Origin of the sequence: Streptomyces sp. NPDC002730 (assembly GCF_042888805.1) — a bacterium.
Lineage (GTDB): Bacteria > Actinomycetota > Actinomycetes > Streptomycetales > Streptomycetaceae > Streptomyces.
Genome location: NZ_JBIAQG010000021.1, coordinates 74774 through 99332, shown reverse-complemented (window position 1 = coordinate 99332; position 24559 = coordinate 74774). Strand labels below are relative to the sequence as shown.

Genomic DNA, 24559 nt, shown 5'->3' with positions numbered 1-24559 from the left:
ACAGGATCAGACGAAGGCCGCCCCCACGTCCGGCAAACTCCCTGGTGAGTGACCCCGTTCGGGACGTTGTTCGAGACCGGAAGATAAAGAACAAGTTAAGAAGCTGTCTCTCTTCCGGAATCAACGGACGTTGTGGTCCTTGTGGTCGCGGCTTAGCGTGTCGGCGTGACGACGGTGCTGGTGGTGGACGACGACTTCATGGTCGCCAAGCTGCACAGCCGCTATGTGTCGGCGACGGAGGGCTTCACGGTCGTCGGAGTGGCGCACTGCGGCACCGAAGCGCTGCGCGCGGCCGAGAGGCTTCGGCCCGATCTCGTACTGCTCGACATCTATCTGCCCGATATGGACGGGATCAGTGTGCTGCGGGAGCTGCGCGCGGCCGAGGAGCGTGACGGACGTGCTTCCGTGGACGCCCTGTTCATCACGGCCGCGCGGGATGCGGGACTTGTGCGGGCGGCACTGCGCGCGGGCGCCCTCCACTACCTGATCAAGCCCTTCAACCAGGCGGCACTGCAGGAACAGCTGCGCCACGTGGCCTCGCTGCGCTCCCGCCTCGACCGCCTGGGCGAGGCGCGCCAGGAGGACGTCGACCAGATCTTCGGCACGCGTCCGCCGGGCTCCCGCGAACTCCCCAAGGGCCTCGCGCCGCACACCGCGGAACTGGTGGAACGCATCCTGCGGGAGCACCCGGGCGGTCTTTCGGCCACGGAGTGCGCGGAGGCGGGCTCACTGTCGCGGGTCAGCGCGCGGCGGTATCTGGAGTACTTCGTGGAGACGGGTCGGGTGGAGGTGACGCTGCGGTACGGGGGGACGGGGCGTCCGGAGCGGCGGTACCGGCGGATCGGCTGACCTGTCTGGTGTTTCATGGGCAGAAGAGTCTTCGAGGGGGCATTGCGTGGCTGGGGAAGTCTGGGCATCGGTCCTGTCGCTCACGGGTGTTGTACTCGGCGGTGGACTGACGGCCTTCGCCCAGCGCGCCACCCAACGGTCCGCCGAGCGAACGGAGGAACGGAGGCAGTCCGCCGCCACCGCGGAGGTTCGCCGGGCGGAGCGGCTACAGGCGATCAAGGAGTTCATCGCATGCGCCCAGGACGCCGAACGGGCCGCCTATCGCCGTCCCGAGCCGTGGGGTGACGACGAGGAAGGCTGGATGACACACACGCAGGGCGTCATGACCTCGCTGTGGACCGCGGAGCGGACGGTAGTGCTGCTCTGCGACGAGACGTTGCAGGCGCCCGTTCACGTCTACGGCCGGGCGCTCAACCAGGCGGTGTGGCGAGAGATCGGCGACACCGAGGTGAACGAGCACCTTGAGGCGAGCAAGACCGCGTTCATGACTGCGGCGCGGACGAGCATGGCCGCCTGAGCCGCAACACGCGCCCGGAGCGCCCGGAGCGCCGCCCGCTGGTCCCGCTCCGGTCCGATCGCGGTCCGATCGCGGTCCGCCTTATGGGGCGTGCTCGTGATCGGCGAGCACTTCGTGGATCACGTGTCGCGCGGTGGCCGCCATCACGGGATTCGAGTCCCGGTAGTACGGAAGCTCGATGAGCGCGATCGACAGCGCCCAGCCGCGACCTCGCGCCCAGGTCGCGTCATCGACCCGCAGGCCGGCCCGGAAGACCTCCCTCGTGTCGGCGGTCAGCAGGCTCCACGCCACGATCAGGTCGACGGCCGGATCACCCACGCCCAGGCATCCGAAGTCGATGACGGCGCTGAGCTGTCCACGGACGGTCAGCACATTCCCGGGTTGCAGATCTCCGTGGACCCATACGGCAGGGCCGGGCCACTCGGGGGTCTGCAGGGCCAGATCCCACGCGGCGTTCGCCGCGTCGGTGTCGATGATTCCGTGCAGTTCCCGGATCGCGGCGCGCGTCGGAGCGTCTCGCGTCGCCAGGGGTACGCCGCGGTCCGCAGGAGGCCCGTCCACGGGATCGATCCGGTGCAACGCGGCGACGAACTCCGCCAGATCCTTTGCGAGCAGGCCGGGTTCGGCGATGCGGCCGACGGCCGGGGTCTCGCCGTCGAGCCAGCGGTAGACGGACCACGGCCAGGGGTAGCCCTCGGCGGGCATTCCCTTCTCGAGCGGGACGGGAATGGCAACCGGAAGCGGCGGGGCAAGCCGCGGCAGCCACTCGTACTCCCTCTCCACGTCAGCGACGGCCCACTCGACACGTGGCAGCCGTACGGCCATGTCCTCGCCGAGCCGGTACATGGCGTTGCACGTCCCGGCGGAGTCGACCAACTCGACGGGAAGGTCAGCCCACTGCGGAAACTGCGCGGCGAGCAGTCGGCGCACAAGAGATGCATCGATGTCCACCTCGTCGGCATGCATCTTGCCAGCGCACATGAGCACCTTCTGAAACGGGAGTGGCGGGTGGCTGATGTTGGGTGGCAGGCCAACCTCCGCGACTCGGCCCGATCGCGCATCACCCACCAACCAAGATTTCCGATTGTAGGACCAGGCAACCTGGAGAGCCGACTCGTCCTCCTAAAGACCGCATGGGCGCACAGACATTCTGTCGGCATCGGTCGCAGACGGTCCCTGAACGCTGCCCGTTGATACGAACAGACGCGGGAGCGGGCAGCAAGAATGCAGGAAAGTACAGCAACATCGGCCAACAAGCGGCTGCTCAGCGTGGACTCTGCCCGCGCCATCGCCGTGTTCGCCATGTTCGCCGCGCACATCGGCCCCCCGGTGAAGCCCGAGGGCGCGGGTTATCTCCTGGTCGCGTTCGACGGGCGCGCGCCCGCCATCTTCACCCTGATCGCGGGTCTCTCCCTCACTCTCTCCCGCGGCGGCACAAAGCCCCGCACGCAGCCGGCCGGGGCGCTGCGCGGCACCCTCATTCGGTGTGCCGTGCTCGCGGCGCTCGGGTTGGCGCTGACGGAGCTGAGGTCGGGGATAGCGGTGATACTCACGTTTTTCGCGCTGTATTTCCTGGCCGCCGAGCCGCTCGCCCGCCTGCGCACCCGCGCGCTGATCGCGGTCGCCGCAGTCTCCGTGGTCCTCGGTCCCGTCCTGTCGTACGCCCTGGGGCCGTACTTCGGTTACCGCACCATCGGTCGCGGCCGCTACCCCGGCTTCGAGGCCGTCACCAGCTGGTCCGGATTCGGCGAGGCGCTGGATACGCTGCTGCTGTCCGGCGCATACCCCTGGCTGACCTACTTCCCTTACGTGGTCGTCGGCATGGCACTGGGCCGGGTCGCAAACCTGAGCCGACCCGGCATCGCCGGCCGCCTCATCGGTTGGGGAGCGCTGACCACGCTCGCCGGGCACGGACTGTCCGCGCTGGCTCTGGGGCCCGGCGGCGGGCGCGAGGTGCTGCTGCGGGCCATCGCCCACAGCCACGCGTTCGCTGTGAATGGCCCCGATCCGGTGCAGGCCGTGCTCGCCAAGCAGGCGGGCGCGATACCCAGCACCTCCTGGGCCTGGCTGTTGGTCGACGATCCCTACAGCCAGACGCCCTTCGAGACCGTCGCCAACATCGGGTTCAGCTGGGTGCTCATCGGCCTCGCCGTGGCCGCCTGCCGCCTTCACGTGCTCGAACTGCTCCTGCGCCCGCTGGCCGTCGTCGGGACGATGGGCCTGTCGGTGTACGCCGCTCATGTCCTCGCGCGGGCCGAGCTGCAACCGCAGCACGGTTGGCCGGCCCTGGGTGCGTTCTGCGGCGTCTCGCTGGTGGGGTGTGTCATCTGGGCGTATGCCTTCCGCGCCACTTCGCTCAGGCGCGGGCCGCTGGAATGGGCCCTTCAGGTGATCACGCCGAACCGGAAGGCACCGACTCCCGAGAGCGGAGCGACCCCGGAGGCGCCCACGCCCGAGAGCGAAGCGGCCCTGGAGGCGTCCAGCCCGCGCGGATGACGCGGCACGGGCCGCCCTGACCGTCGTCGACTTCGCCACCGGCCACACGCTGGAAGAGCAGGCGGGCCTGAAGGTTCCGGGCGAAAGGGCGCCCGAGCCCGACCCCGGCCGCCGGGGCGTGGATCACCCGCGACCTCGCCGCGACCTCGGGCAGGCGTAACCCGCCTCCCGGGCACCTGCGGTGCGTCCGCGAATCGCCACCTCGGTAAAACTGCTGCGCTACGCATGCGTGACAGCGACTGCGGAGATACGGGGACGGGACACATGTCGATGCCTGCGAACTGGGCGTGGGTGCGGACCACGTCTACATCGGCGCCGCCGAACATGACCAGGTGACGAAAATGCCGCCCAGGAATCCACTGGAGTACATGGCCCCGGCAGCGAGTTCGGTGATCGGAAGCTTGCGTTCGGCACGGACCCGTCCAGCCGTCACTTCGGCGGCCATCACTTCGCCGTGGAACCGGGCGAGGACAGGGGATTCACCGGTCTCCTCACCGACAAAACCCCGGCGCACTCCCACTACTTCGACCCGGAGAAAGGACCCACTTCCTTGCAGAACATCGGCAACGTCGTCACTGGACACGGGGACAGCATCCAGGTGACGGAACCGCGATGAAACGATCAGCGACCATCGTCCGATTCACCGTCTCGCTCGTGATGGCGGTATCACTGGCGGGGTGCGGACCGGACTCACCGTCGAAGGACCGGACGCCTGCAGCAGAGGAATCAAGCATGGACATGCAGCACGCCGGGGAACGGGCGGAGGACATCCTTGACGCCACACTGAACGCGATCAAGCCACCCGTGAAGTGGGGCTACAACACGCCGAACGAGGTTGCCTGTAGCACCGGACTGAACCTGCCGACCGGCAGTACCTCGGTCCACCGCAACCGCTACATCTCCACCAAGATCTCGGAGCAGCGACGCGGCAGCCTGCTGGGTGTGGTGCAGCGCCACTGGGAAGCGCAGGGCTTCACCATCACCAGCGTGAACTCCGACCGGGCCATGCCCACGGTCAATGCCAAGACCGCGGACGGCTTCACTGTTTCCCTCGGGGTCGGCGCCATCGGCAACGTCTGGCTGCGTGTTGCTTCGCCGTGCGCGGCGAAGTCCGAACTGACCTTCCCCGAGGGAACTCCCGGCAAGCCCGGCGGCCCCAGCGGCCTGCCGGATCTGACCCCGCGCGACGAGTCCCCGTTCTGGTCGTCCATCGAGCCGGTCAAGCCGTAGGCCGGGCAGCCCGATCAGCTGATGTCGCGGACCACCATCCCCGACTCGTGCACCCTCGATGACCAGCGATCTTCTCCGTCTCACCGTTCCGGGTTGCGCGACGCCCTATCCGAGCGTGGACAATCCGTGCTCTGGCTACCTGGTGTCCAGCGGCGATACTCGGGTGTGGGTGGATGCGGGCAGCGGGACGCTGGCACAGCTGCAACGACACGTCCGGCTGGATGAAATGGACGCGATCTGGGTCATCTTGCCCATTGTGGGCTGAACTCCACGTGCAATTGTTCCCAGTTGCGCGTATTCAGTGCGTCCCAGTCGTAGATGGATCGGCAAACGTGGTAGTTGCAGGCGCCGGAATGTAAAGTCCGGTCGCGGCGTCGGGCGGCCCGTCCTTTGTGACGGCGAATATCTCCTTCGCTCCTTCCCGGAAGGCCGCGGTTCCGCCGGTCAGTAGCAGCGTCTCGGCGTAGACGTCCTTGCGAAGGAAAAACTCGTTCGCCTCCTTCGGGTTGTCCGGAATGATGCAGCCGGCCTCGAGGTCGGGAAGGTCTCGCTCCGGCACACTCGCGGTGCGTAGCTCGCGGGCGGCATTCCCCGCGTTGAGATGCTCCCGGATTCGCTTCCAGCGGGAAGGACGCAGCTGCACTGTGCGGGGGCCCCCGACGAGGTCGAGTGGCTGCTCGTCTTCCCAGCTGACACCAGGTGCGGTCGGAGCGGTACGCATCGGCAGCTGACGACACCGGGAGCCGCCCGCCCGTGGGGTGCGGACCACCGGGCTCGCAGCCCACCGCCTGATCCGTTCGGCCGGCGTCACCGACATCCGATCCCCCTCCCCACCCGCCATACGGCGTGGGGGGAGTGCCGGTCTGCCGGCAGCCCTGGACGGGTGGCGCGCTGTCGCCGACGATTTGTGCGGCGCTGGGAGCGCCACAGCTCGCCCACGCCGGCGAGCAGACCGTCGCCGAGATTCCTGTTCACCCGGCCCTGCCGGGAGTTGACCGTGCTTCGGGGAGGTCCTGGTCAGGCTTCCAGGATGTCGTCGTTGGAGTCGAAGGCGTGGTCCTCGACCGGAAGGTCGTACAGGATTTCGGAGTGGATCTCGCCGGTGATGACGGACAGGATGAATTGGGTGCTCTGTACCGGGTGGTGTTCCCATTCCGGTCCGCGGCCGGCGTTCGCCAGGACGGTCCAGTCCTCTGGCCGCCCGTCCTTGCTGGTGAGCCAGTAGAGATAGGCGCCGGTTCCTTCGATGCAGGCGAAGGGGAGCAGGCCGGCTCCCGCGGCCTCGAGCTGTACGGGGCGGGGCTCCGGGCCGATCTCCCACAGGCGGGCCAGTACCTCGGCGCGTTCCTCCTTCATGGCCACGAGGTCGTAGTCGCGGTCCGCGCAGTCGGGCTCCAGCACCCAGATCGTCTCGTCGAAGACACCGCCCCCGTAGGTGTCGACGAGGTCCTTGAAGTCCTCGGGCAGGGCGGTGCCCAGGCGTGCCTCGACCTCGGGCCAGGCCCGCTGGCCGCGCTCCGCCGGCGGCGGGACGATCCGGGTGAGCTGTTCCACATCGGGATGCATCAGGGTGGCTCCTGGGGATTGTTCAGGGTTTGGGGACGTTCTCTCTGCATCCACCACAGGGTGATCAGACTGACTGCGCCGCTACCGAAGCCGTATGCGGCTCCCCGGATGGCATGTAGTTGGATTTCAGTTACGCCTCGGCTGCGCCTGGCTCTCCGAAGATCGCGTCCATGGCCTCGGCCCCCTGCGTGATCACCGGACGGATTTGCCTACGGTAGACCGCTTCAGTTGTGCGAGTCCCGCTGTGTCCGACGACCCGCGCAATCACTTCCAAGGGGATGCCGTGGTCGGAGTGCAGCGAGACGAAGCTGTGCCGCAGTCCCGAGGAGTCCACTCCTCCGGATGTGAGAACCCCGCTTCCCTCAGCAATGCCCTGAAGCTGCGCCGTACGGTGAACGCGCTGCGCTGTTCGCCGCTGTCAATGCCGAAGACGTAGCCATGGCTTGCGGGTCTCGGCCGAGATCACGGCACCTTCCAGGCGCTGTTCGACCTTGTCGAAGGGGCGGAGTTAGGGCAGGGAAAGGCCCGGCGGCAATTCATGGAGCCGCCGCAGCAATTCGCCCATCTCGCGCGTACTGGCGTAGGTGTCGCCGTCGGCCGGCTCCCAGGAGGTCACAGGGTGGCCGTCGACAACTACGGGCTGTTCAGCCTCAGTCGCCAGTCGCGCAGCCGGGTACCCCTCGGCCGCGAGCCATTCCGCGACAGCTACCTCTCTGCGTACGGACGGCAGGCGGTCGGGGCTGCGGTCTACGCGGGAGACAATCCCGCCGTCAATGCGAAACACTGCGTGGTCCCCAAATCGCAGCATCTCGATGCCGTCCGGGTCCACTTCGGCGAGGGCGCAAGCCCTGCGCAGGATGCTCTCTGCCGCGCGGGGAGCCAGCGCAGCCAACACGAGGCAGCCCTCCCTGGACGACTACGGACGATGCCCCCACCTTCATCAGGGGGCTTGCATCCTCGGCGCTGCCGTTTCCTGAGCGCCCTCTTAGCGCCCCCTTAAAGCCACCATAAGGATCGCCATCACCCCCTCCCAGCAGGCGATTTCGACGTTCCGAGCGGCTAGCTTGCTGATCGCCGGGGCCGGTTCGAACAGTCGGCGCAGTAGGTCCTACGGGGGGCCGCGCCGCCTGTTCGAGCCTGCCCCGGGTCCCCCCATATGCCGCTTGAAGGAGAACGTCACCATGACCGCTCGCCGAAAGGCCGCCTCGGTCGCCGCCCTCGGGTTCGCACCGTTCGCGTTGGCCGGGCTGGCTGCCGCTCCGGCCGTTGCGCACGGATCGATGACGGACCCGGTCAGCCGGGTGTCCGCCTGTTTTGCCGAGGGGCCGGAGAGCCCGGACTCGGCAGCCTGCAAGGCGGCGGTCGCGGCCAGTGGGACGCAGGCCTTCTACGACTGGAACGAAGTCAACATCGCCAACGCCGCTGGCAACCACAAGCAGTTGATCCCGGACGGCAAGCTGTGCAGCGCGGGTCGCGACAAGTACAAGGGCCTCGATCTGCCCCGCGGCGACTGGCCGTCGTCCAAGCTCGCCTCCGGCAATCACACCTTCCACTACAAGGCGACCGCCCCGCACAAGGGTTCCTTCGAGCTGTATCTCACCAAGGACGGTTACGACCCGTCGAAGGCCCTCAAGTGGTCGGACCTGGAGGAGAAGCCGTTCGCAAAGGTCACCAACCCCAAGCTGGTGAACGGTGAGTACGTCTTCGACGGCATCGTCCCGAACAAGTCCGGCCGTCACCTGATCTACTCCATCTGGCAGCGCTCGGACTCCCCCGAGGCCTTCTACACCTGCTCCGACGTCGTGTTCGGCAAGGACAACGGCAGCGCGGGCGGCGGTGCGGCCCCGGTCGCCTCCGCCCCCTCCGACAAGGAGATCGCGGACGGCACGGACAAGTCCACGGTCGACCACAACGGTCATGGCGGCGACGAGCATTCGGAGCACTCGGCGGCTCCGGCCACCCCGGCCGAGCAGCCGGCCGAGCAGCCGGACAAGCAGTCGGCCGGCAACGCTCCCGAGGCCAACGGCGCCGCCAGGCCCGCCGTCGCGCCCGACGCCCGCAGCGAGAACCTCGCCGAGACCGGCGGCGACAGCAACACCCCGTACATCGCCGTCGGCGGCGCCGCCGCCCTCGCCATCGGTGCCGCCGCGATGTTCGGCACCGTCCGCCGTAAGGCCACGGCCACCGGCGGGCGTCACGGCCGCTGATCGTCAGCACTGGAGAAACGACTGCGGTCCGCTCCCCCGAGGGGAAACGGACCGCAGTCGCTCGTTTCTCAGGAATCTCCCGGGAATCTCAGGAGAAGACCGACGCGCACGTCGTCCGCGTCGCGTGCGCCGGGTCAAGTGCGTTCGCGACCTCGTGGTACGCGATCCGGTCGAACAGCCCGATCGCCAGATGCTCCGACAGGTCGACCGCGCACAGGTCCTGGAGAAGGACGTTGCGCACGTCCGGTCCGACCAGGAACGCCGAGCGATACGGGGTGACGACCTCGTCGTAGCGCGTGGCGATGACGGTGTAGTGCACGCCGGGCACGGTGTCGCCGCCCGCGTTGAGTTTCGTCAGGAAGGCGGAGCCGACCGTCTGGTCGGCCAGCCCCGGGGTGGCGGCCTTGAGCAGATCCTCGGCGCCCGGGAAGTACGGCAGCAGGTTGGCAAGGCCGCTCAGCGTGGTGCCGTGATTGTCGGGCCCGAGGCCGACCAGCGCGTTCACCTTGTCGGCCCCGCCCAGGAACTTGAGGTAGTAGCGCGGCATCAGGCCGCCCTGGGAGTGGCCGACGAGGTCCGCTTTGGACGCGCCGGTCGCGGCGAGCACCTTGTCGACGTACGTGTCGAGCTGCTCTGCCGACTTGTCGATCGGGCCGAGGCCGTTGAAGAAGGGCACGCCGGGGAGCTGTCCGTAGTCGAGGCTGAAGACGCAGTAACCGCGGTTCACCAGGTACGGAGCGAGGGCGAGCCAGTTGTCCACGGCGTTCCCGAAGGTTCCGTGGACGAGTACGACGGGGCGGGGATGGGCGGTGGAGGGCCGACAAGAGTAGTTGTTCCATCCGCTGTGGGGTGCGGATTCCGCGTTGGCAGAGGCGACATTGGCCGAATCGGCGTTCGCGGCGGCGGTGGGGGTGAGGGCGACAGCCGCGGCCAGGAACAGGGCGGCCAGCGGTCTGAGGGCACGTTTCCAGGGCAGCATCGAGCAGTCTCCTTGCGGCTCAAGGGAGTAGCGATGGCTGGTTTTTGGTGCTCTCGCCAACTTACGCACGAGTAATGAAAGAATGGAAGTTACGCGCCGGTAAAAACTGAATGCGTGTCAATAGCGGGCGCTACGCGGCGAGCGAGCCCGGCACGACCGCCTGCGGCCCGAACCTGGCCCGCGCCCGGTCCGCCACCGCCTCGATCCGCCGCGCCCGTTCGTCCGCGGGGTCGAACGTCAGCTGCCGCGCGGCCCGTTCGACAGGCGTCAGATCCTCCGCACGCAGCGACAGGCTCCGCACCCTGGCCCGCTGCAGGCCGAGCGACTCATGGATCCGGTACGCGACACCGGTGAGCGCCATGGAGTGGGCGGTCGGCTCGCGCAGGGCGCGCGCACGCGTGGTCGTCGACCGGTCGGCGTACCGCACGGTGAGGCTCAGCGAGCGGCACACCTGGCCCTCGCCGCGCATCCTCAGCCCCAGCTCCTCGGCGATCGAGAGCAGCGCCCTGCGGTGCTGCACCGGATCCAACTCATCGCGCTCAAAGGACCGTTCGGCCGCGATCGAGCGCGCGGCGGCGTTCGGGACGACCTTCGTACGGTCGATGCCGTGCGCCCGCTCCCACAGCTCGCGCCCGGCGCGCGCGCCGACGATCCGCTGGAGTACGGCGAGCGGCGCGCCGGCGACTCTGCCGATGGAGTCGAGACCGTACGCGCACAGGGTGCGGGCCGTCGCCGCCCCGACCCCGTCCAACGCGGCGACCGGTTTGTCGGCCAGGAACCCCGCCGCCTCGTCGTCCGCCACCACCAGGGTCGTCCCCGGCGTGGCCTCCCGTGCCGCCGTCCTGGCCAGCATCGGGTTCGGTCCCGCCCCGATCACGCAGTCCATCCCGCAGTGTGCGAGCGCACGCACCCGCAGCAGCGAGGCGAGCTGGGCCGCGTCCCGTCCGAAGTACCGTTCGGCGCCCCGTACATCGATGAGCGCGGCGTCCGGCGGGAGCGCCTGTACGACGGGGCTGATGTCCTCGGCCAGACCGAGCAGCGCGGGCAGCGACGCCTCGACCCCGCCGCCCGCCTCGCGCCCCGCGTCGCGCCCCGCCTCACGCAGCGGCGGCCGCCGGAAGCGTACGTAGAGGATCATCCCGCGCTCCCAGGGCTCTGGTGCCACAGCTTCCGCCCGGTGGCGGCCTGTTGCTCACCCGGCGGCTGAAGGTCGGCCCAGGGGTTCAGCTCATAGCCCGTCAACAGCTGAATCCGGCGGCCGTTGTCGCCCGGCCCCTCCCCTTCCACCGGTACGGGTGCGGCCAGCCGCGCCGCGACCGCGTCGAGCCCGCCCGTACGCCGCAGCTCCACCAGCTCCGCCAGGTTCCAGGCCGCCGCACCGACCACGCTGAGGCTGCGCGGTCCGCGCCGCTGCACCACCCCGCGCACCAGCAGCAGCCAGGAGTGGAAGACGGTGTGCGCGCACGCGGCGTGGCTGTCGTCGAAGAAGGCCAGGTCGACCAGGCCCGTACCGTCGTCGAGCGTGGTGAAGATGACCCGCTTGCCGGACCGGATCGGCGGTGTCTGGGTGGCCGCCTTCGCGCCCGCGACCAGCACCGTCTGCCCGTGCTGTGCCGAGCGCAGCCGCTGTGCGGAAAGCACTCCCAGCTCCTTCAGGAAGGTGTGGTGATCGCCCATCAGATGGCGGGAGGCGTCCATGCCGAGGACGCCGAGCTCGGCGCTGAGGCGTTCCGCGTCGTCGAGGTCCGGGAGGCCGACCGGGGCCGTCTTCTGCCCGTCGCCGGGGGGTACCTCCCACGCTGAAAGCTGTGGGGGAGGGAGTTGACTTCCGTACGCTCCTGAACCCGCCCCGGAACCCCGGTGGCCCCGATGGCCCCGATGGAGTTCGGCAAGATGCAGCAGCAGATCGCGCCGGTTCGCGCCGAAGGCGTCCAACGCGCCGACCTGGGCCAGCCGTTCGGCGACCGGCCGCCCGGGACGGGCCCGCTGCCAGAAGTCCAGCAGCGAGGAGTAGGGCTGCCCCGCCTCGATCCGCGCCGTCTCCGCCTCACTGATGCCATGGACGTCCGAGAGCGCGAGCCGCAGCCCCCACACCCCCTGCCCAGCCCCCTCATCAGACACCAGTTCGATTCGGTGAGCGACCGCGGACCGGTTCACATCCAGCGGCAGCACCGGCACTCCGCGCCGCCGCGCGTCCGCCAGCAGCAGCCGCTTCGGATACATCCCGGGGTCGTGCGTGAGCAGCCCGGCGTAGAAGGCCGCCGGGTGGTGCGCCTTGAGCCACGCCGACTGGTACGTCGGCACGGCGAAGGCCACCGCGTGCGCCTTGCAGAAGCCGTACGAGCCGAAAGCCTCGATGATCTCCCAGGCACGGGCGATCACTTCTGCCCCGTACCCCCTCGCCTCCGCGTGCTGCGCGAACCAGACCTTGATCTTCCCCTGCGACTCGGAATGGGAGAGCCCGCGCCGCACCCGGTCGGCCTCGTCCAGACCGCAGCCGGTCATGATGTGCACCATCTCGATGATCTGCTCATGGAAGACGACCACTCCGTACGTCTCCTTCAGCGGCCCTTCCAGATCCGGATGCGGATAGCGGACGGGCGCCCGGCCGTGCCGGGCCTCGATGAACGGCCGCACCATGTCGGCCGCGACCGGCCCCGGCCTGAAGAGCGAGATGTCGACGACCAGGTCGTCGAAGGTCGAGGGCTGCAGCCGGCCGACCAGATCGCGCTGGCCCGGCGATTCGATCTGGAAGCAGCCCAACGTCTCGGTGGACTTGATGAGTCGGTACGTCGCCGGGTCGCCCGGCGGCACCTGCTCCGGGTCGTCGAGGTCGAGCTCCTCCCCCGTCGCCCGCCGCAGCTCGGCGACCGCGTGCGCCATCGCCGACTGCATCCGCACCCCCAGGACGTCGAGCTTGAGCAACCCGAGGTCCTCCACGTCCTCCTTGTCGAACTGCGACATGGGGAAGCCTTCGCCGCTGGTGGGCACCACCGGCGTACGGGCGAGGAGCGTGGCGTCCGAGAGCAGCACCCCGCACGGGTGCATGGCGATCCCGCGGGGCAGCGCGTCCAGCGCCTCGACCAGCTCCCACAGCCGGCCGTGCCGTGCCCCTTCCTGTCGGTACTCCCTTGCCACCTCGCGCAGTTCGGGCAGTTCCTCCATGGCGGCGCGGGCGTCGCGGGCGCGGATGTGCGGGAAGGACTTGGCGATCCTGTCGATCTCGGCCGGGTCCATGGAGAGCGCGGCGCCCACGTCCCGTACCGCATGGCGCACCCGGTAGGTCTCGGGCATGGCGACGGTCGCGACCCGCTCCTCGCCGAAGCGGCCGATGATCGCACGGTAGACCTCGAGCCGACGGGCGGACTCGACGTCGATGTCGATATCGGGCAGCACGGCGCGCCGCTTGGAGAGGAAGCGCTCCATCAGCAGCCCGTGCTCCACGGGGTCGGCGTGCGCGATGCCGAGGAGGTGGTTGACGAGCGAGCCGGCCCCGGAGCCGCGCGCGGCGACCCGGATGCCCATCTCCCGCACGTCGTCGACGACTTGAGCGACCGTCAGGAAGTACGAGGCATAGCCCCAGTGCGCGATGATGTCCAGCTCGTGGTGCATCCGCTCCCAGTACTCACGGCGGCCGTCATAGCCGCGCAGCACCATTCCGGCGGCGGCGCGGGAGGCCAGCACCCGCTGCGGGGTGCGCAGACCCGCCCCGACCAGATGCGGCTCCGGGAAGTGGACGGCGCCGATCCCCAGATCGTCCTCGGGGTCGACCAGACACTCGGCCGCCGTCTCCTCCGTCATGGCGAGCAGCCGGTGGGCGGTGTCGCGCCGGAAGCCGGCGGCTTCGGCGACCCGCTCGGCGGTACGGGCCATCCCGGCCGGGTCCTTGAGCCAGCGCTCCCCGCTGTCGAGGCCCTTGCGCGGGTCGATCGGGACGAGGCGGCGGGCCGCGTCGAGGACGTCGGCGACCGGGCCCTGCCCCTGGTCGGCGTACCGGACGGCATTGGTCAGCACGGCCCGTACGCTCCGTTCGGCGGCGAAGCCGAGGGTGCGGGCGGCATGTCGCAGCGAGCCGGGGCCGGTGCCCTTGAGGCCGTGGTGCACGACCTCGAGGCGCAGCCGGTCGCCGTAGCGCTCCTGCCAGGGCACGAGCAGCTTCGCCGCGCGGTCGGGACGTCCTGCGGCCAGTGCCCGGCCGATCTCGGATGCCGGGCCGAGCAGCACGGTCAGTCCGTCGCCGTGGTTCTCGCTCCAGGGCAGCAGCGGGCTGCCGTCGTCCGCCGCGTGGGCGACGGTCACCATGCGGCACAGCTCGGCCCAGCCCCGGCGGGACCGGGCGAGAAAGACGGTACGGGGCGCGGACTCGTCCACGAACGCCCCGCCGCGCACCGGGGTGCGCCGCCGCTCGGTGGGCCCCTCCTTGCGCGCCCGCTCGCCCACCGCGAGGTCCACACCGAACAGCGGCCGCACTCCGGCCTTGTCGCAGGCCTTGGCAAAGCGGACCGCGCCCGCGAAGGTGTCGCGGTCGGTCAGAGCGAGGGCGTCCATGCCCCGCTCGGCGGCGCGCTCGGCAAGCCGCTCCGGGTGCGAGGCTCCATAGCGCAGGGAGAACCCGGAAACGGTGTGCAGATGCGTGAACCCGGGCACCCGCACCTCCTGGATCAGACCGTCTCACCTCCCCCGTCTCCACCATAGACCAAGTTTCGAACATTCGTGCGACACCGGCCCCATCGGCCATTCGGCCCCGTCCCACCTGCATGGATACCGTGCGCCACGGAGCGTGGGGGCCATGGCTCAGACACAGGACGGCCCTCGTACGGGCTTCCTCAGCGAGGTCAAGGACGCGGTGAGCACGCGGGCGGCGGTCCTGGTCATCGGGGTGCCGGCGCTCCAGCTCGCCTTCATCGCGTCGTACATCGGCGCCTTCCACCAGCCGAAGCCGCACGAGATCCCACTGGCCGCCGTCGCGCCCGCGGCGCGGACCACCGACCAGGCCGTGCAGCGGCTCTCCGCAGCCCGGCGATCCGCTCGACCCGCGCGCCGCCCGGGACCGGGCGACGGCGCTGGAGCAGATCAAGAACCGCGATGTCGACGGGGCGCTCATCATCGACCCGCGGGGCACCACCGACAGGCTGCTGGTCGCCGGCGGCGCGGGCACCTCGCTCTCGGCAGGCCCTCGCCCAGGTCATCATTCAGGCCGAGAAGGCGCAGCGGCGCACCGTGACCGTCGTGGACGTGGTCCCGGACGCCAAGGGTGACGCCCGCGGGCTGTCCTCGTTCCATCTGGTGATCGGATGGTGCGTGGGCGGCTACCTCTGCGCGGCGGCCCTCGCGATCAGCGCGGGCGCGCGGCCCGCGAATACGGCACGCGCCCTGATCAGACTGGGCGCGCTGCTGCTGTACGCGATCACCGCGGGCCTGCTCGGCACGGTGATCGCGGGCCCGATCCTCGGCGCGCTGCCCGGCAGCATCATGGCGCTGTGGGGCCTCGGAGCCCTGGTGGTCTTCGCGGTCGGGGCGATCACCCTCGCGTTCCAGGGGCTGGCGGGCATCGTCGGTATCGGTCTGGCGATCCTGCTCGTGGTCGTCCTCGGCAATCCGAGCGCGGGCGGCGCGTATCCGTATCCGCTGCTGCCGCCGTTCTGTCGGGCCATCGGGCCCGCGCTGCCGCCGGGCGCCGGCACCTTCACGGCACGCTCGATCGCGTACTTCAAGGGCAACGGCGCGGGTGGCCCGATGCTGGTGCTCGCCGCGTGGGCGGTGGGCGGGGCGCTGGTCACGATGGCGTGCGCGCTGTTCCGGAGCGACCGGGCGCCGAGGACGATCGGGGCCGACATGACAGTCGGGGGCGGAACCGCGGCCGGGCCCCTCGTGTGAGGGCCGGGCGGCAAACTGGGGGCTCCGCCCCCGGCCCCCCAGTCCTCAAACGCCGGACGGCTGAAAATTCAGCCCCGCCGGCGTTTGAGGCGCGGGGTCCGGGGCGGAGCCTCGGTTCTTGCCGGGCGCGCGTCAGCCGATCTCGGCGCCGAAGGCCGCGAGCGCCTCCGGGACCGGCTGGAAGAAGGTCTCGCCACCCGCGGAGCAGTCGCCGCTGCCGCCGGAGGTCAGACCGATCGCGGTGTCGCCCGCGAAGAGCGAGCCGCCGCTGTCGCCGGGCTCGGCGCAGACCGTGGTCTGGATGAGGCCCTCGACGATGTCACCGTTGCCGTAGTTGACCGTGGCGTCGAGTCCGGTGACCTCACCGTCGTGCACCTGGGTGGTCGAACCGCTGCGCTGCACCTTCATACCGACGGTCGCCTCACCCGCCTTGGTGATCGGCTGCGAGCTGCCGTTGTAGAGGTTGACCTCGCTCGGGTGCTCGGTGCTGTCGCTGTACTTGACGATCGAGAAGTCGTTGCCGGGGAACTGCGAGTCGACCATGGTGCCGATCGGCGCGCCGCCCGCGGAATCGGACCACTCGCTGCCGGCCTTCCCGCAGTGACCGGCGGTGATGAAGTGCGGCTCGCCGTCCTTGACCACGTTGAAGCCGAGCGAACAGCGTCCGCCGCCCGAATGGATGGCGTCGCCGCCCGCTATGAGCGGCTTGAACTCCCCGGCGGACTTCTTCAGTTCCGCCTTGCCGCCCAGAGCCTTGACAACCTGGCTGAGCTTGGTCCACTGAGCGCCCTTGACCGTACGGTCGGCGGTGACGACCACCGTGTTGGTGACCGGGTTCACGGACCAGGAGGTGCCGGGAATGGTCGCCTTGGTGGTGAGCGTCTGCCGGGCGGTCTTCAGCTCGGCGAGGGTGTTCTCCACGATTCTGGCCTTGCCGCCCGCCTTGCGGACGATCTGGGCCGCCGCCTCGTCGACGACGTTCACGACGAGGGACTTCGCGTCGGCGTCGTAGTACGTGCCGGCCGAGTCGGCGCCCAGGTCCTTGCTGAGGGTGGAAGCAAGGTTTCCGGCCGCCACCGCCGACAGCGGCTTGACGGCGAACTGCTCAGTGTTGTCACTGGCGTTCGCACTCTGGAAGGTGACGCCCGCGGCTACCAGGGCGACAACAGCGCCGCCTGCCATCGCCACTTTCCTTTTGGGCATGCGTCGGTGCTTCAACATCAACCTCCTGTGGGGGCCGCGCCCGGACAAGTGGGGTGCCCGGACACGGAGGATGGAGCGCCCACTATTCCGATACCGCTCGGTAGCACACAAGGTCGACTTCAGGACGGGCACACGACAACGCGTAGGCGTTCACAGCACCTTCACGGAAAGCGTCCACACTGGTCGGTTTCGTTTGCGAACACCGCGTGCAACGACGCCATGGGCAGCGCGTAAGGACTAGTCCTGTCTTGTTTCCGACTCTGCGGGACCGGTTTCCGAGGGCGGTTGCGCCACTGCGGGAGGCGGTGCCGCCGGCGGCGGAGCGGCCCGCTCCAGGAAGCGCAGCAGCTCCACCGGGAACGGCAGCACCAGGGTGGAGTTCTTCTCGGCCGCGACGGCCACCACCGTCTGCAGCAGCCTCAACTGAAGGGCGGCGGGCTGGTCCGACATCTCCTTGGCGGCCTCGGCGAGCTTCTTGGAGGCCTGGAGCTCGGCGTCGGCGTTGATGACCCGGGCCCGGCGCTCACGGTCCGCCTCGGCCTGGCGCGCCATCGACCGCTTCATCGTCTCCGGCAGCGACACATCCTTGATCTCGACCCGGTCGATCTGCACACCCCAGCCCATCGCCGGACTGTCGATCATCAACTCCAGCCCCTGGTTGAGCTTTTCACGGTTGGAGAGCAGATCGTCCAGATCACTCTTTCCGATGATCGACCGCAGAGACGTCTGCGCCATCTGCGAGACCGCGAAGCGATAGTCCTCCACCTGCACGATGGCCTCGGCGGCGTCCACGACCTTGAAATAGATCACAGCGTCCACGCGCACCGTCACGTTGTCACGCGTGATGCCGTCCTGCGCGGGCACCGGCATCGTCACGATCTGCATATTGACCTTACACAGCCGGTCGACAAACGGGACAACAAGCGTGAAACCGGGCCCGCGCACCGAAGACTTGAGCCTTCCGAGCCGGAAGACCACGCCCCGCTCGTACTGCTTGACGACCCGGGCTGCCGCCATCACGTAGACGACTCCGACGGACACTGCCGTCGCGCCGGCCGTCACCAGTGCCTCTACCATCACGGCCCCCTGGGGTGCGATGTGGACGCGCGTGCACGTACCTCTTCGACGGTAGACCCCAAATGACGTCAAAGGGAGTCCCCGTATGACCCGCTGATGGGTAATCATCGAATCGGTGGGGAATGCCAGGCTCACCATGCCTGCACAGAGCACTTACGACGAAGGGGGCGCGGGAGTGCGACGTCGGATGCGCGTGACGGACGGGCGGCATCTGATGGTGGAACGGCTGGGGGATCCGCGCGGCAGACCGGTCTTCCTGCTGCACGGCACACCCGGCAGCCGGCTGGGCCCGGCACCACGCGGCATGGTGCTGTACCAGCGCGGTACGCAGCTGATCGCGTACGACCGCCCCGGCTACGGCGGTTCCGACCGGCTGGCGGGCCGCAGCGTCGCCGATGTCGCCCAGGACGTACGGGCGATCGCCGACGATCTCGGCCTGGAGCGGTTCGCCGTGGTGGGCCGCTCGGGCGGCGCACCACACGCGCTGGCCTGCGCGGCCCTGATGCCGGAGCGGGTCACCCGCACCGCTGCTCTGGTGACGCTCGCGCCCAGGGACGCCGACGGACTCGACTGGTTCGAGGGCATGGCCGCGTCCAATGTCCTGGAGTACACCAGCGCGTCGGACGACCCGGCAGGGATGACCGAGCGGTTCATCCTGCGCTCCGCCGAGATCAGGCAGGACCCGATCCGGCTGCTCGACGATCTGCGCAGGGAGCTGACCGACTCCGACCGGATGGTGGTGTCGGACGCAGGCGTCAGGTCCATGCTGCTCCGCAACTACCAGGAGGCGCTGCGCACTTCCGCGTACGGCTGGGTCGACGACGCGCTCGCCTTCTGCAGCCCCTGGGGCTTCGACCCCGCCGACATCAAGGGCCCGGTGATGCTCTGGCACGGAGAGAAGGACGTCTTCTCACCCGTGGGCCACTCCCGCTGGCTCGCGGAGCGCATCCCGGGCGCGACGGCCGTCCTCGAACCGACCGCCGCGCACTTCGACGCCCTGCACGCACTGCCCCGGATCCTGACCTGGCTGCTGGACCACTGAATTCCAGCCACCGTCGGGTCCCCCCGGACAAGGTCCGGGGGGAGTTCGAGGAGCGGGGCCCCGGACGGAGCCCCGGGTTCAGACCGCCAGCGGCTCCAGATCGCGGTGCACCCTGCGCTCGTCCCGTGCGATCCGGGTCAGCGCATGCTCCTCGCCGAGCAGCCGCTGCAACTCCTCCACGGTCTCCGCCCGCAGATGCGCCGCCTCGGCCTTGCGGCCCAGCAGGCCGAGCGTGACGGACATGTTGGAGGCGATACCGAGCACCTCGGGATGGTGCGCGCCCAGGACCTCGCGCAGCCTGGTCACGGTCCGCTGCTCGATCTCCAGCGCCTCCTCCAGACCGCCCAGGTCGGCTAGGGCGTTGGCGAGGTTGATGATGCTGTACAGCGCGTGCGGATGGGATTCCCCGAGGACCTCCCGCATCGTCCTGGACACCTTCAGCAGCAGCTGTTCCGCGGCTTCCGGAGCGCCGCAGCCCCAGTGGAAGATGCCGAGGTTGTTGAGGGCGGCGAGAGTGTACGGATGCCGCTCCCCCGGCACCTTCATGTACTGGTCGACGACCTCCTGCGCCAGATCCCGCGCCGCCACCGGCTCCCCGGCCGCGAACAGGTCGGCCGCCAGATTCAGATCGCAGGCGAGCGAGTCCGGATTGGCCGAGGTGTACTTGGCGCGGTAGCGGTTGCGGGTGGCCGTGGTCAGCCGCCGCGCGTCCTCGAGTCGGCCGGCCCTGCGCAGCGACACGGCGAGGCTCTTGCCCGCCGCCAGCGTGCCCGGGAAGGTCCGGCCGAGCTGCTCCTTGTAGATGTCGTACGTACGCACGAGCACCGCGACCGAGTCCTCGTACCGTCCGACCTCCCGCAGATCCCTGGCGAGGCTGACGGCGGAGGAGAGGGTGTACGGATGCTCCGGGCCGAGCACCTCCGTACGCCGGTCGAAGACCTCCTGGTCGATCTCGCGCGCCCTGGCGTACTGGCCGACCATGCGCAGATTCAGCGCAAGGTTGTTGGCGGCCGCGAGCGTACGCGGATGGGACTCGTGGAAGATCTGGCTGAATCCCTCGTGCGCCTCGGTCGCCAGCTCCATCGCCCTGCCGTACTGGCCGAGGGTGCCCAGGTCCATCGCCAGCCCGCTGGTGGTCATGTACGTATGCGGATGGGACAGGCCCAGCACCTCCTGCTGACGCTCCAGGGTCACCTCGTCCAGCTCCTTGGCCTCCACATAACGGCCTTGCGAGCGAAGGATGTTGGAGAGATGGAAGCGCAGGTAGAGATACTGCAGATCGTCGTTGCCCAGCATCTCCTTCCAGGTGTCGCGCAGTTCGCCGGCAAGCGTGTAGGCGGCGTTCCAGTCGCCACGCTTCCACAGATAGCGCACACGGTCGATCATCAGCCGACGGGTCTCAGGTTCCTTGCAGAACCGTGCCTCCGAGGTGCCGAGGTGCGGCCAGATGGTGGCGAACCTCGGCCAGGTCTCGGGGTTGTCGATCGGCTCGTCGTCGTCGGGCCGCGCGCCCGCGAGGATCCGGTGGACCGCGTGCCGCGCGTCCTGCTGCTCCTGTTCGGTCAGCTGGGCCCTGATGACCGCCTGCACCAGCCGGTGCACCTGGATGCTGTTGGAGACCTGGTCGACCTTGGCCAGGGCGAACCGGCCGATCTCCCGGATGACCCGGCCGAGCACCAGCTTCTCCTGGAGCGAGGCGTCGTACGGCTTGAGCGCGTCGATCATCTCCTTGCTGTAGAGGAGGTTCGCGGAGATCGGCTCGGGTGCGAAGAACGCACAGAGCTGGAGGAGACGCACCGCGGCGGGCGAGCGCTCCTTGAGCCGCTCGATGGAGACGTTCCAGGTCGCGGCGACCGGCTCGGGATATCCGGCGGGCTGGTTGAGCGCGAGGACGCTCGCGGCCTGTTCCTTCAGCTGCTCGAGATATGAGGCGACGGGTGTGGCAGTCTCCGCAATCCACGCCGCGGCCTGTTCGACGGCGAGCGGCAGGTCGCCGACGGCGGTGGCGACCTGGTCGGCGTCATCGATGGTCAGTCCGCGGGCACGCCGCCTGAGGTGCTCGATGGACTCCTCGCGCAGGAACACATCGACGGGCAGCGCGTCCCCGTACTGCGACCAGGCCTGATTCCTCGAGGTGACCAGGATGTGCCCGGGCCCCTGCGGCGGGAAGAACCGCTTGAGCTGCTCGGGGTCGTCGGCGTTGTCGAAGACCAGCAGCCAGCGCGAGGACGGCACTCCGTTCCGCAGCAGTTCGATGGCCTCCTCCGAGGCGGCCGCCATGTCCTCGCCGCCCTGGGCGCCGAGCCGGACGGCGAGTTCGGCGAGTCCGGCGACCACGTCGTCGGGCTGCTCGGAGGAGATCCACCACACCAGGTCGTAGTCGGCCATGAAGCGATGGACGTACTCCAGCGCCACCTGGGTCTTGCCGACGCCGCCGAGCCCGTAGAGGGTCTGCGGCTGGGGCAGCACCGCGGCCACGGCCATGCCGCCGCCGAGCTGGTCGCGCATCCGCTCCAGCACCACCGAGCGTCCGGTGAAGCCGGGGTTGCGGGGCGGCGCGTTCCAGATCTTCGGCACAGTGCCGGGGAAGCGCGGTCCGGGCGACGCGCTGTCGGGAAGCTGCACCGGCCGGTCCAGTGCGCGCAGCAGCGCGGTGGTGGCGGCCACCTCGTCGAGGCGGAAGAGGTCCACCGGGTTGCGGTCGATGTACGGAGTGGTGAGCCGGACGTCGCCGACTCTGATCGGCAGCAGATGCCGTCGGCCGCCGCTCGGGTCCTCGGCCGCGGCCCGCGACCAGACCTCCACCGCCCGGGCGGACTTGAGATACGCGCTGGACAGCAGCACGACCGTGCGGGCGGCGTTCTCGGCGGCGAGCGCGTCCGCGCCGGCCGGTTCCTGTTCGACGGAGACATCGCGTGGCACGACCCGGAAGCCGGCCCGGGTGAGCATGTACTCGACCCAGTCGGCCCACATGCGGTTCTCGGCCACATAGCTGAGGAAGAGGTCGGCGGGCAGGGCGGGACGGCGGCGGGTGAAGGCGTCCCTGATCCGGAGCCTGATCTCCTCGCCGACCTGCGGCATGGAGGTGATCCGCTGCTCGGTGATGACGGAGGTCAGCCGTTCGAAGGCGGAGAGCAGGGAGTTGGTCAGACCGGCTTCGTCGCCGAAGGTGGCGAGCGTCTCCTCGTACGCGTAGTAGGGCCGGTACGGAATCTCCACCGCGCCCCAGTAGGCCGTCAGTTCGTCGCCGCTGAGCCCGGAGGGGAAGCGGTCGAACTTCAGCCTGGCCAGCGCGCGTCCGGCGTCCGCCTTCTCCTTCTCGCCCTCGTCGATCCGCATCGGCACCGGGAAGATCTTGATGCCGCGGCCGCCGTACCGCTCGTCGATCTGCCGGGCCACCGAGGCGGCACCGTCGATGGACTGGTCGCTGAGGGTGAAGCAGTCGACCAGGACATCGGGCAGATGGACGGTGCAGATGTCGGCGATATCGCTGAGGCCGGTACGGCTGTCGATGAGGACGTAGTCGTAGTTGGCCTTCATGTCCTCGCGCAGCGCGTCGAAGAAGTGGCCGCCGCCGAGCCGGTCGTAGAAGTTGTCCCAGTCGAAGGTGGAGACGGTCGCGGAGTACTCGCGGTTCTGCTTGCCGGCGGAGACGAAGTCGAGCGTGCCGCCGTCCGGGAACTCCCAGCCCAGGCTCTCGGGAGTGAGGGAGACGGCGTGCGGCTGTATGCGCGCGTAGTCGAGATGCCAGTCGTCGCGGCGCGGCTCGGGGCTGGTCGCGGCCCAGGCGTACTCGGTGATCAGATCGATGACTCCGGTGGTGGCACCGAGCGTGGAGGGGTCGAGGAAGGGGTGGAAGAAGCGGTGCAGGCCGGGCGCTTCCAGGTCCCAGTCGACCGCCAGGACCCGCTTGCCGTTCGCGGCGAGAATCCAGGCGGTGTTGGCCAGGGCCATCGTTCGGCCCGTACCTCCCTTGTACGAATAGAAGGTGACGATGCGTCCGTCACGACTGCCTGTCATCCGTGTCCTCCGCATCAGGGGCGATGTCATGCGTGTGCGGGACGTAGTGGGTGGTGCCGTACTCGGCCATCGGGCCGCGCAGCCGGGGCCGTTCACGCGCACCGGCGCCGGCCGGTGGCACCGGCGGGAAGACCTCGGCGTGCCGCAGATACTCCTGGGCTGCCGCCTCCACCACCTGGGGCAGGAGCTGGCCGAAGGCCTCCATGCTGAGCACGCCCTTGGCGGCCGCCCGGCAGGCGGTCCGGCCCTGGCGCATCTGGTGCGGCATGGTCCGTTCCAGCTTCTCGACCAGTTCGGCCTCCGATGTCCGGCTCTGCGGGTCGTCGCGGTTCCAGGGAACGACGACGCTCACCCAGGGGCGCGGCTCCGCGTCGAAGGCGGCGAGCCGTTCGCGCCGCTCGTCGTCCTCCAGGGCCCAGCGGTCGACCAGAAGTATCTCGGGCCGGGTGGGTGGCTGGCTGATGTCGGGCGGCGTCTCGTGGTCGAAGGAGGAGACGGTCGCCTGGTAGTTGAGGGAGCGGACCAGGTCCTGGGCGATGTACGCCAACGGGCGTGCGGAGTCCGGGTGGTAGGGATTCCACTCCTGGGACTGCTTGCCGTAGTAGTCGGGGGCGCGTCCCTCGGGCAGATCGTGGCGGGTGGGCGCGGCAACGGTCACATGCATCGGGCGGGGGCCGCCGGTGGGCTTGCCGAAGGCGCTGGGCGCCTGCCGGTAGTCGACCGGGCTGCCGGAACCGACGCGCGTAGTGTCCGCCACGCTGACGATGCGTTTGGCGAGTTCATAGACGGCGGCCTCGTACTCCTCGGCGAATATCCGTAACTTGATCAGCCCGTAGAGCCCGTCGGTGACATACCGGTCGCCGAAGGCGCGGTGGTTGAACTGCAACCGCTCCGCGGGACCCGGGAGTTGCTCCGGCGGCATCGGCACCCACAGCGCGGGCACGATCGCCTCCGCCGGCCGGTTGCTCTTCGCATGGTGGTAGATGGCCCGCTGGGCGAAGGCGTACCACTCCTTGCCGCACATCTCGCTGGCGAAGTACCGCGGTGAGAAGAGCGGGACGAACACCCGGCAGGTGGCCAGCACTTCGCCCAGCCGCTCCGACCAGCCCTCCCCCGAGCGGATTTCCCGGTCCATGAACCCGGCGGGCGCACCGGCCGGCAGATCGGTCATGGCCATCACATGGCCGCACAGATCACGGAAAAGCCGTTCGACCCACATATCGGGGTCCGGGCCGCCGGCCCCGTACCGCGGTGTGTGTGCATAGCTCAAGAAGAAGTACGGCCGGTGATCCGCCGCTCGTTGCGCTGAATCTGACACACGACCCCCGTCCTGTGTGAACGCCCACACCCAGACCCACAAGCGCCTAAGGCTGCGAGCGAATTAATCATTCCGGAGCCGGTCACTCTCCATCCCCCCGATGTTCGGTCAATCAACACCGCTTTTCGGTCATCCAGCTCTCCGCACGGCCCGACCCGTTCCCTGATCGGGAACAACC

Annotated in this window: 18 protein-coding genes and 2 pseudogenes; 8 read left to right on the top strand and 12 right to left on the bottom strand. The window is 69.4% G+C overall.

The window, feature by feature from the left end; genetic code table 11:
• Positions 1–165: 165 nt before the first annotated feature.
• Positions 166–849, top strand: a complete 684-nt coding sequence (locus tag ACFYXH_RS38675; protein WP_389573482.1) for a response regulator — start codon at positions 166–168, stop codon at positions 847–849.
• A 46-nt stretch (positions 850–895) separates the two neighbouring features.
• On the top strand, positions 896–1366 hold the full coding sequence (locus ACFYXH_RS38670) for a hypothetical protein (RefSeq protein ID WP_389573481.1): 471 nt from the start codon (positions 896–898) through the stop codon (positions 1364–1366).
• A gap of 81 nt (positions 1367–1447) precedes the next feature.
• Here ACFYXH_RS38670 and ACFYXH_RS38665 read toward each other — a convergent pair whose 3' ends face one another.
• Positions 1448–2347, bottom strand: coding sequence for an aminoglycoside phosphotransferase family protein (locus tag ACFYXH_RS38665; RefSeq protein ID WP_389573479.1), 900 nt, complete (start codon positions 2345–2347; stop codon positions 1448–1450).
• A gap of 243 nt (positions 2348–2590) precedes the next feature.
• On the opposite strand from ACFYXH_RS38665, the gene ACFYXH_RS38660 reads away from it, so the two are divergent.
• On the top strand, positions 2591–3862 hold the full coding sequence (locus ACFYXH_RS38660; RefSeq protein WP_389573476.1) for a heparan-alpha-glucosaminide N-acetyltransferase domain-containing protein: 1272 nt from the start codon (positions 2591–2593) through the stop codon (positions 3860–3862).
• A 304-nt stretch (positions 3863–4166) separates the two neighbouring features.
• Here the strand turns inward: ACFYXH_RS38660 and ACFYXH_RS38655 are convergent, their stop codons facing one another.
• Positions 4167–4445, bottom strand: coding sequence for a hypothetical protein (locus ACFYXH_RS38655; protein ID WP_389573474.1), 279 nt, complete (start codon positions 4443–4445; stop codon positions 4167–4169).
• A gap of 149 nt (positions 4446–4594) precedes the next feature.
• Here ACFYXH_RS38655 and ACFYXH_RS38650 point away from each other — a divergent pair, with 149 nt between their 5' ends.
• Both ACFYXH_RS38650 and ACFYXH_RS38645 read left to right on the top strand, forming a co-directional pair.
• A complete protein-coding gene (locus tag ACFYXH_RS38650; RefSeq protein ID WP_389573472.1) occupies positions 4595–5092 on the top strand; it encodes a hypothetical protein in 498 nt (165 codons plus the stop codon).
• Positions 5093–5150: 58 nt separating this feature from the next.
• Positions 5151–5336 (top strand): annotated as a pseudogene (locus ACFYXH_RS38645) (MBL fold metallo-hydrolase); the annotation flags it as partial.
• 54 nt (positions 5337–5390) lie between these two features.
• On the opposite strand, the gene ACFYXH_RS38640 reads toward ACFYXH_RS38645, so the two are convergent.
• The 3 genes from ACFYXH_RS38640 to ACFYXH_RS38630 all read right to left on the bottom strand — a co-directional run bounded on the left by ACFYXH_RS38640 (position 5391) and on the right by ACFYXH_RS38630 (position 7553).
• Positions 5391–5651: a hypothetical protein gene (locus tag ACFYXH_RS38640; RefSeq protein ID WP_389573469.1), complete on the bottom strand. Its 261-nt coding sequence runs from the start codon at positions 5649–5651 to the stop codon at positions 5391–5393.
• Positions 5652–6109: 458 nt separating this feature from the next.
• Complete coding sequence (locus tag ACFYXH_RS38635) at positions 6110–6658, bottom strand: SMI1/KNR4 family protein (RefSeq protein ID WP_389573467.1); 549 nt, start codon at positions 6656–6658, stop codon at positions 6110–6112.
• Positions 6659–7166: 508 nt separating this feature from the next.
• Positions 7167–7553: a phosphotransferase gene (locus tag ACFYXH_RS38630; protein WP_389573465.1), complete on the bottom strand. Its 387-nt coding sequence runs from the start codon at positions 7551–7553 to the stop codon at positions 7167–7169.
• Between the two features lie 286 nt (positions 7554–7839).
• Between ACFYXH_RS38630 and ACFYXH_RS38625 the strand changes: the two genes are divergently transcribed.
• Positions 7840–8865: a lytic polysaccharide monooxygenase gene (locus ACFYXH_RS38625; RefSeq protein WP_389573461.1), complete on the top strand. Its 1026-nt coding sequence runs from the start codon at positions 7840–7842 to the stop codon at positions 8863–8865.
• Positions 8866–8953: 88 nt separating this feature from the next.
• Here ACFYXH_RS38625 and ACFYXH_RS38620 read toward each other — a convergent pair whose 3' ends face one another.
• The 3 genes from ACFYXH_RS38620 to ACFYXH_RS38610 all read right to left on the bottom strand — a co-directional run bounded on the left by ACFYXH_RS38620 (position 8954) and on the right by ACFYXH_RS38610 (position 14491).
• A complete protein-coding gene (locus tag ACFYXH_RS38620) occupies positions 8954–9844 on the bottom strand; it encodes a lipase family alpha/beta hydrolase (RefSeq protein ID WP_389573458.1) in 891 nt (296 codons plus the stop codon).
• A 130-nt stretch (positions 9845–9974) separates the two neighbouring features.
• Positions 9975–10982 (bottom strand): hypothetical protein, encoded by a 1008-nt coding sequence (locus tag ACFYXH_RS38615; RefSeq protein WP_389573455.1) that lies wholly within the window; start codon positions 10980–10982, stop codon positions 9975–9977.
• Positions 10979–14491 carry a DNA polymerase III subunit alpha gene (locus ACFYXH_RS38610; RefSeq protein ID WP_389573453.1) on the bottom strand — a complete coding sequence of 1171 codons (3513 nt, stop codon included), beginning with the start codon at positions 14489–14491 and terminating at the stop codon, positions 10979–10981. Before ACFYXH_RS38610 ends, ACFYXH_RS38615 begins: the two co-directional genes overlap by 4 nt.
• A gap of 142 nt (positions 14492–14633) precedes the next feature.
• Here ACFYXH_RS38610 and ACFYXH_RS38605 point away from each other — a divergent pair.
• Positions 14634–15721, top strand: a pseudogene (locus tag ACFYXH_RS38605) (DUF3533 domain-containing protein).
• Between the two features lie 132 nt (positions 15722–15853).
• Here ACFYXH_RS38605 and ACFYXH_RS38600 read toward each other — a convergent pair.
• Both ACFYXH_RS38600 and ACFYXH_RS38595 read right to left on the bottom strand, forming a co-directional pair.
• The gene (locus tag ACFYXH_RS38600) at positions 15854–16939 is read right to left on the bottom strand and encodes a S1 family peptidase (RefSeq protein WP_389573510.1); all 1086 of its coding nucleotides are present in this window, start codon (positions 16937–16939) and stop codon (positions 15854–15856) included.
• 222 nt (positions 16940–17161) lie between these two features.
• A complete protein-coding gene (locus ACFYXH_RS38595) occupies positions 17162–18001 on the bottom strand; it encodes a slipin family protein (protein WP_389573450.1) in 840 nt (279 codons plus the stop codon).
• Positions 18002–18188: 187 nt separating this feature from the next.
• Here ACFYXH_RS38595 and ACFYXH_RS38590 point away from each other — a divergent pair, with 187 nt between their 5' ends.
• Positions 18189–19043 carry an alpha/beta fold hydrolase gene (locus ACFYXH_RS38590; protein ID WP_389573447.1) on the top strand — a complete coding sequence of 285 codons (855 nt, stop codon included), beginning with the start codon at positions 18189–18191 and terminating at the stop codon, positions 19041–19043.
• Positions 19044–19121: 78 nt separating this feature from the next.
• Here ACFYXH_RS38590 and fxsT read toward each other — a convergent pair whose 3' ends face one another.
• Positions 19122–23063 (bottom strand): FxSxx-COOH system tetratricopeptide repeat protein, encoded by a 3942-nt coding sequence (gene fxsT, locus ACFYXH_RS38585; protein ID WP_389573445.1) that lies wholly within the window; start codon positions 23061–23063, stop codon positions 19122–19124.
• Entirely contained in the window at positions 23047–24381 is a 1335-nt protein-coding gene (locus tag ACFYXH_RS38580) for a TIR-like protein FxsC (RefSeq protein WP_362689647.1), read from the bottom strand. The genes fxsT and ACFYXH_RS38580 overlap by 17 nt, the downstream gene beginning before the upstream one ends.
• Between the last annotated feature and the right edge of the window lie 178 nt (positions 24382–24559).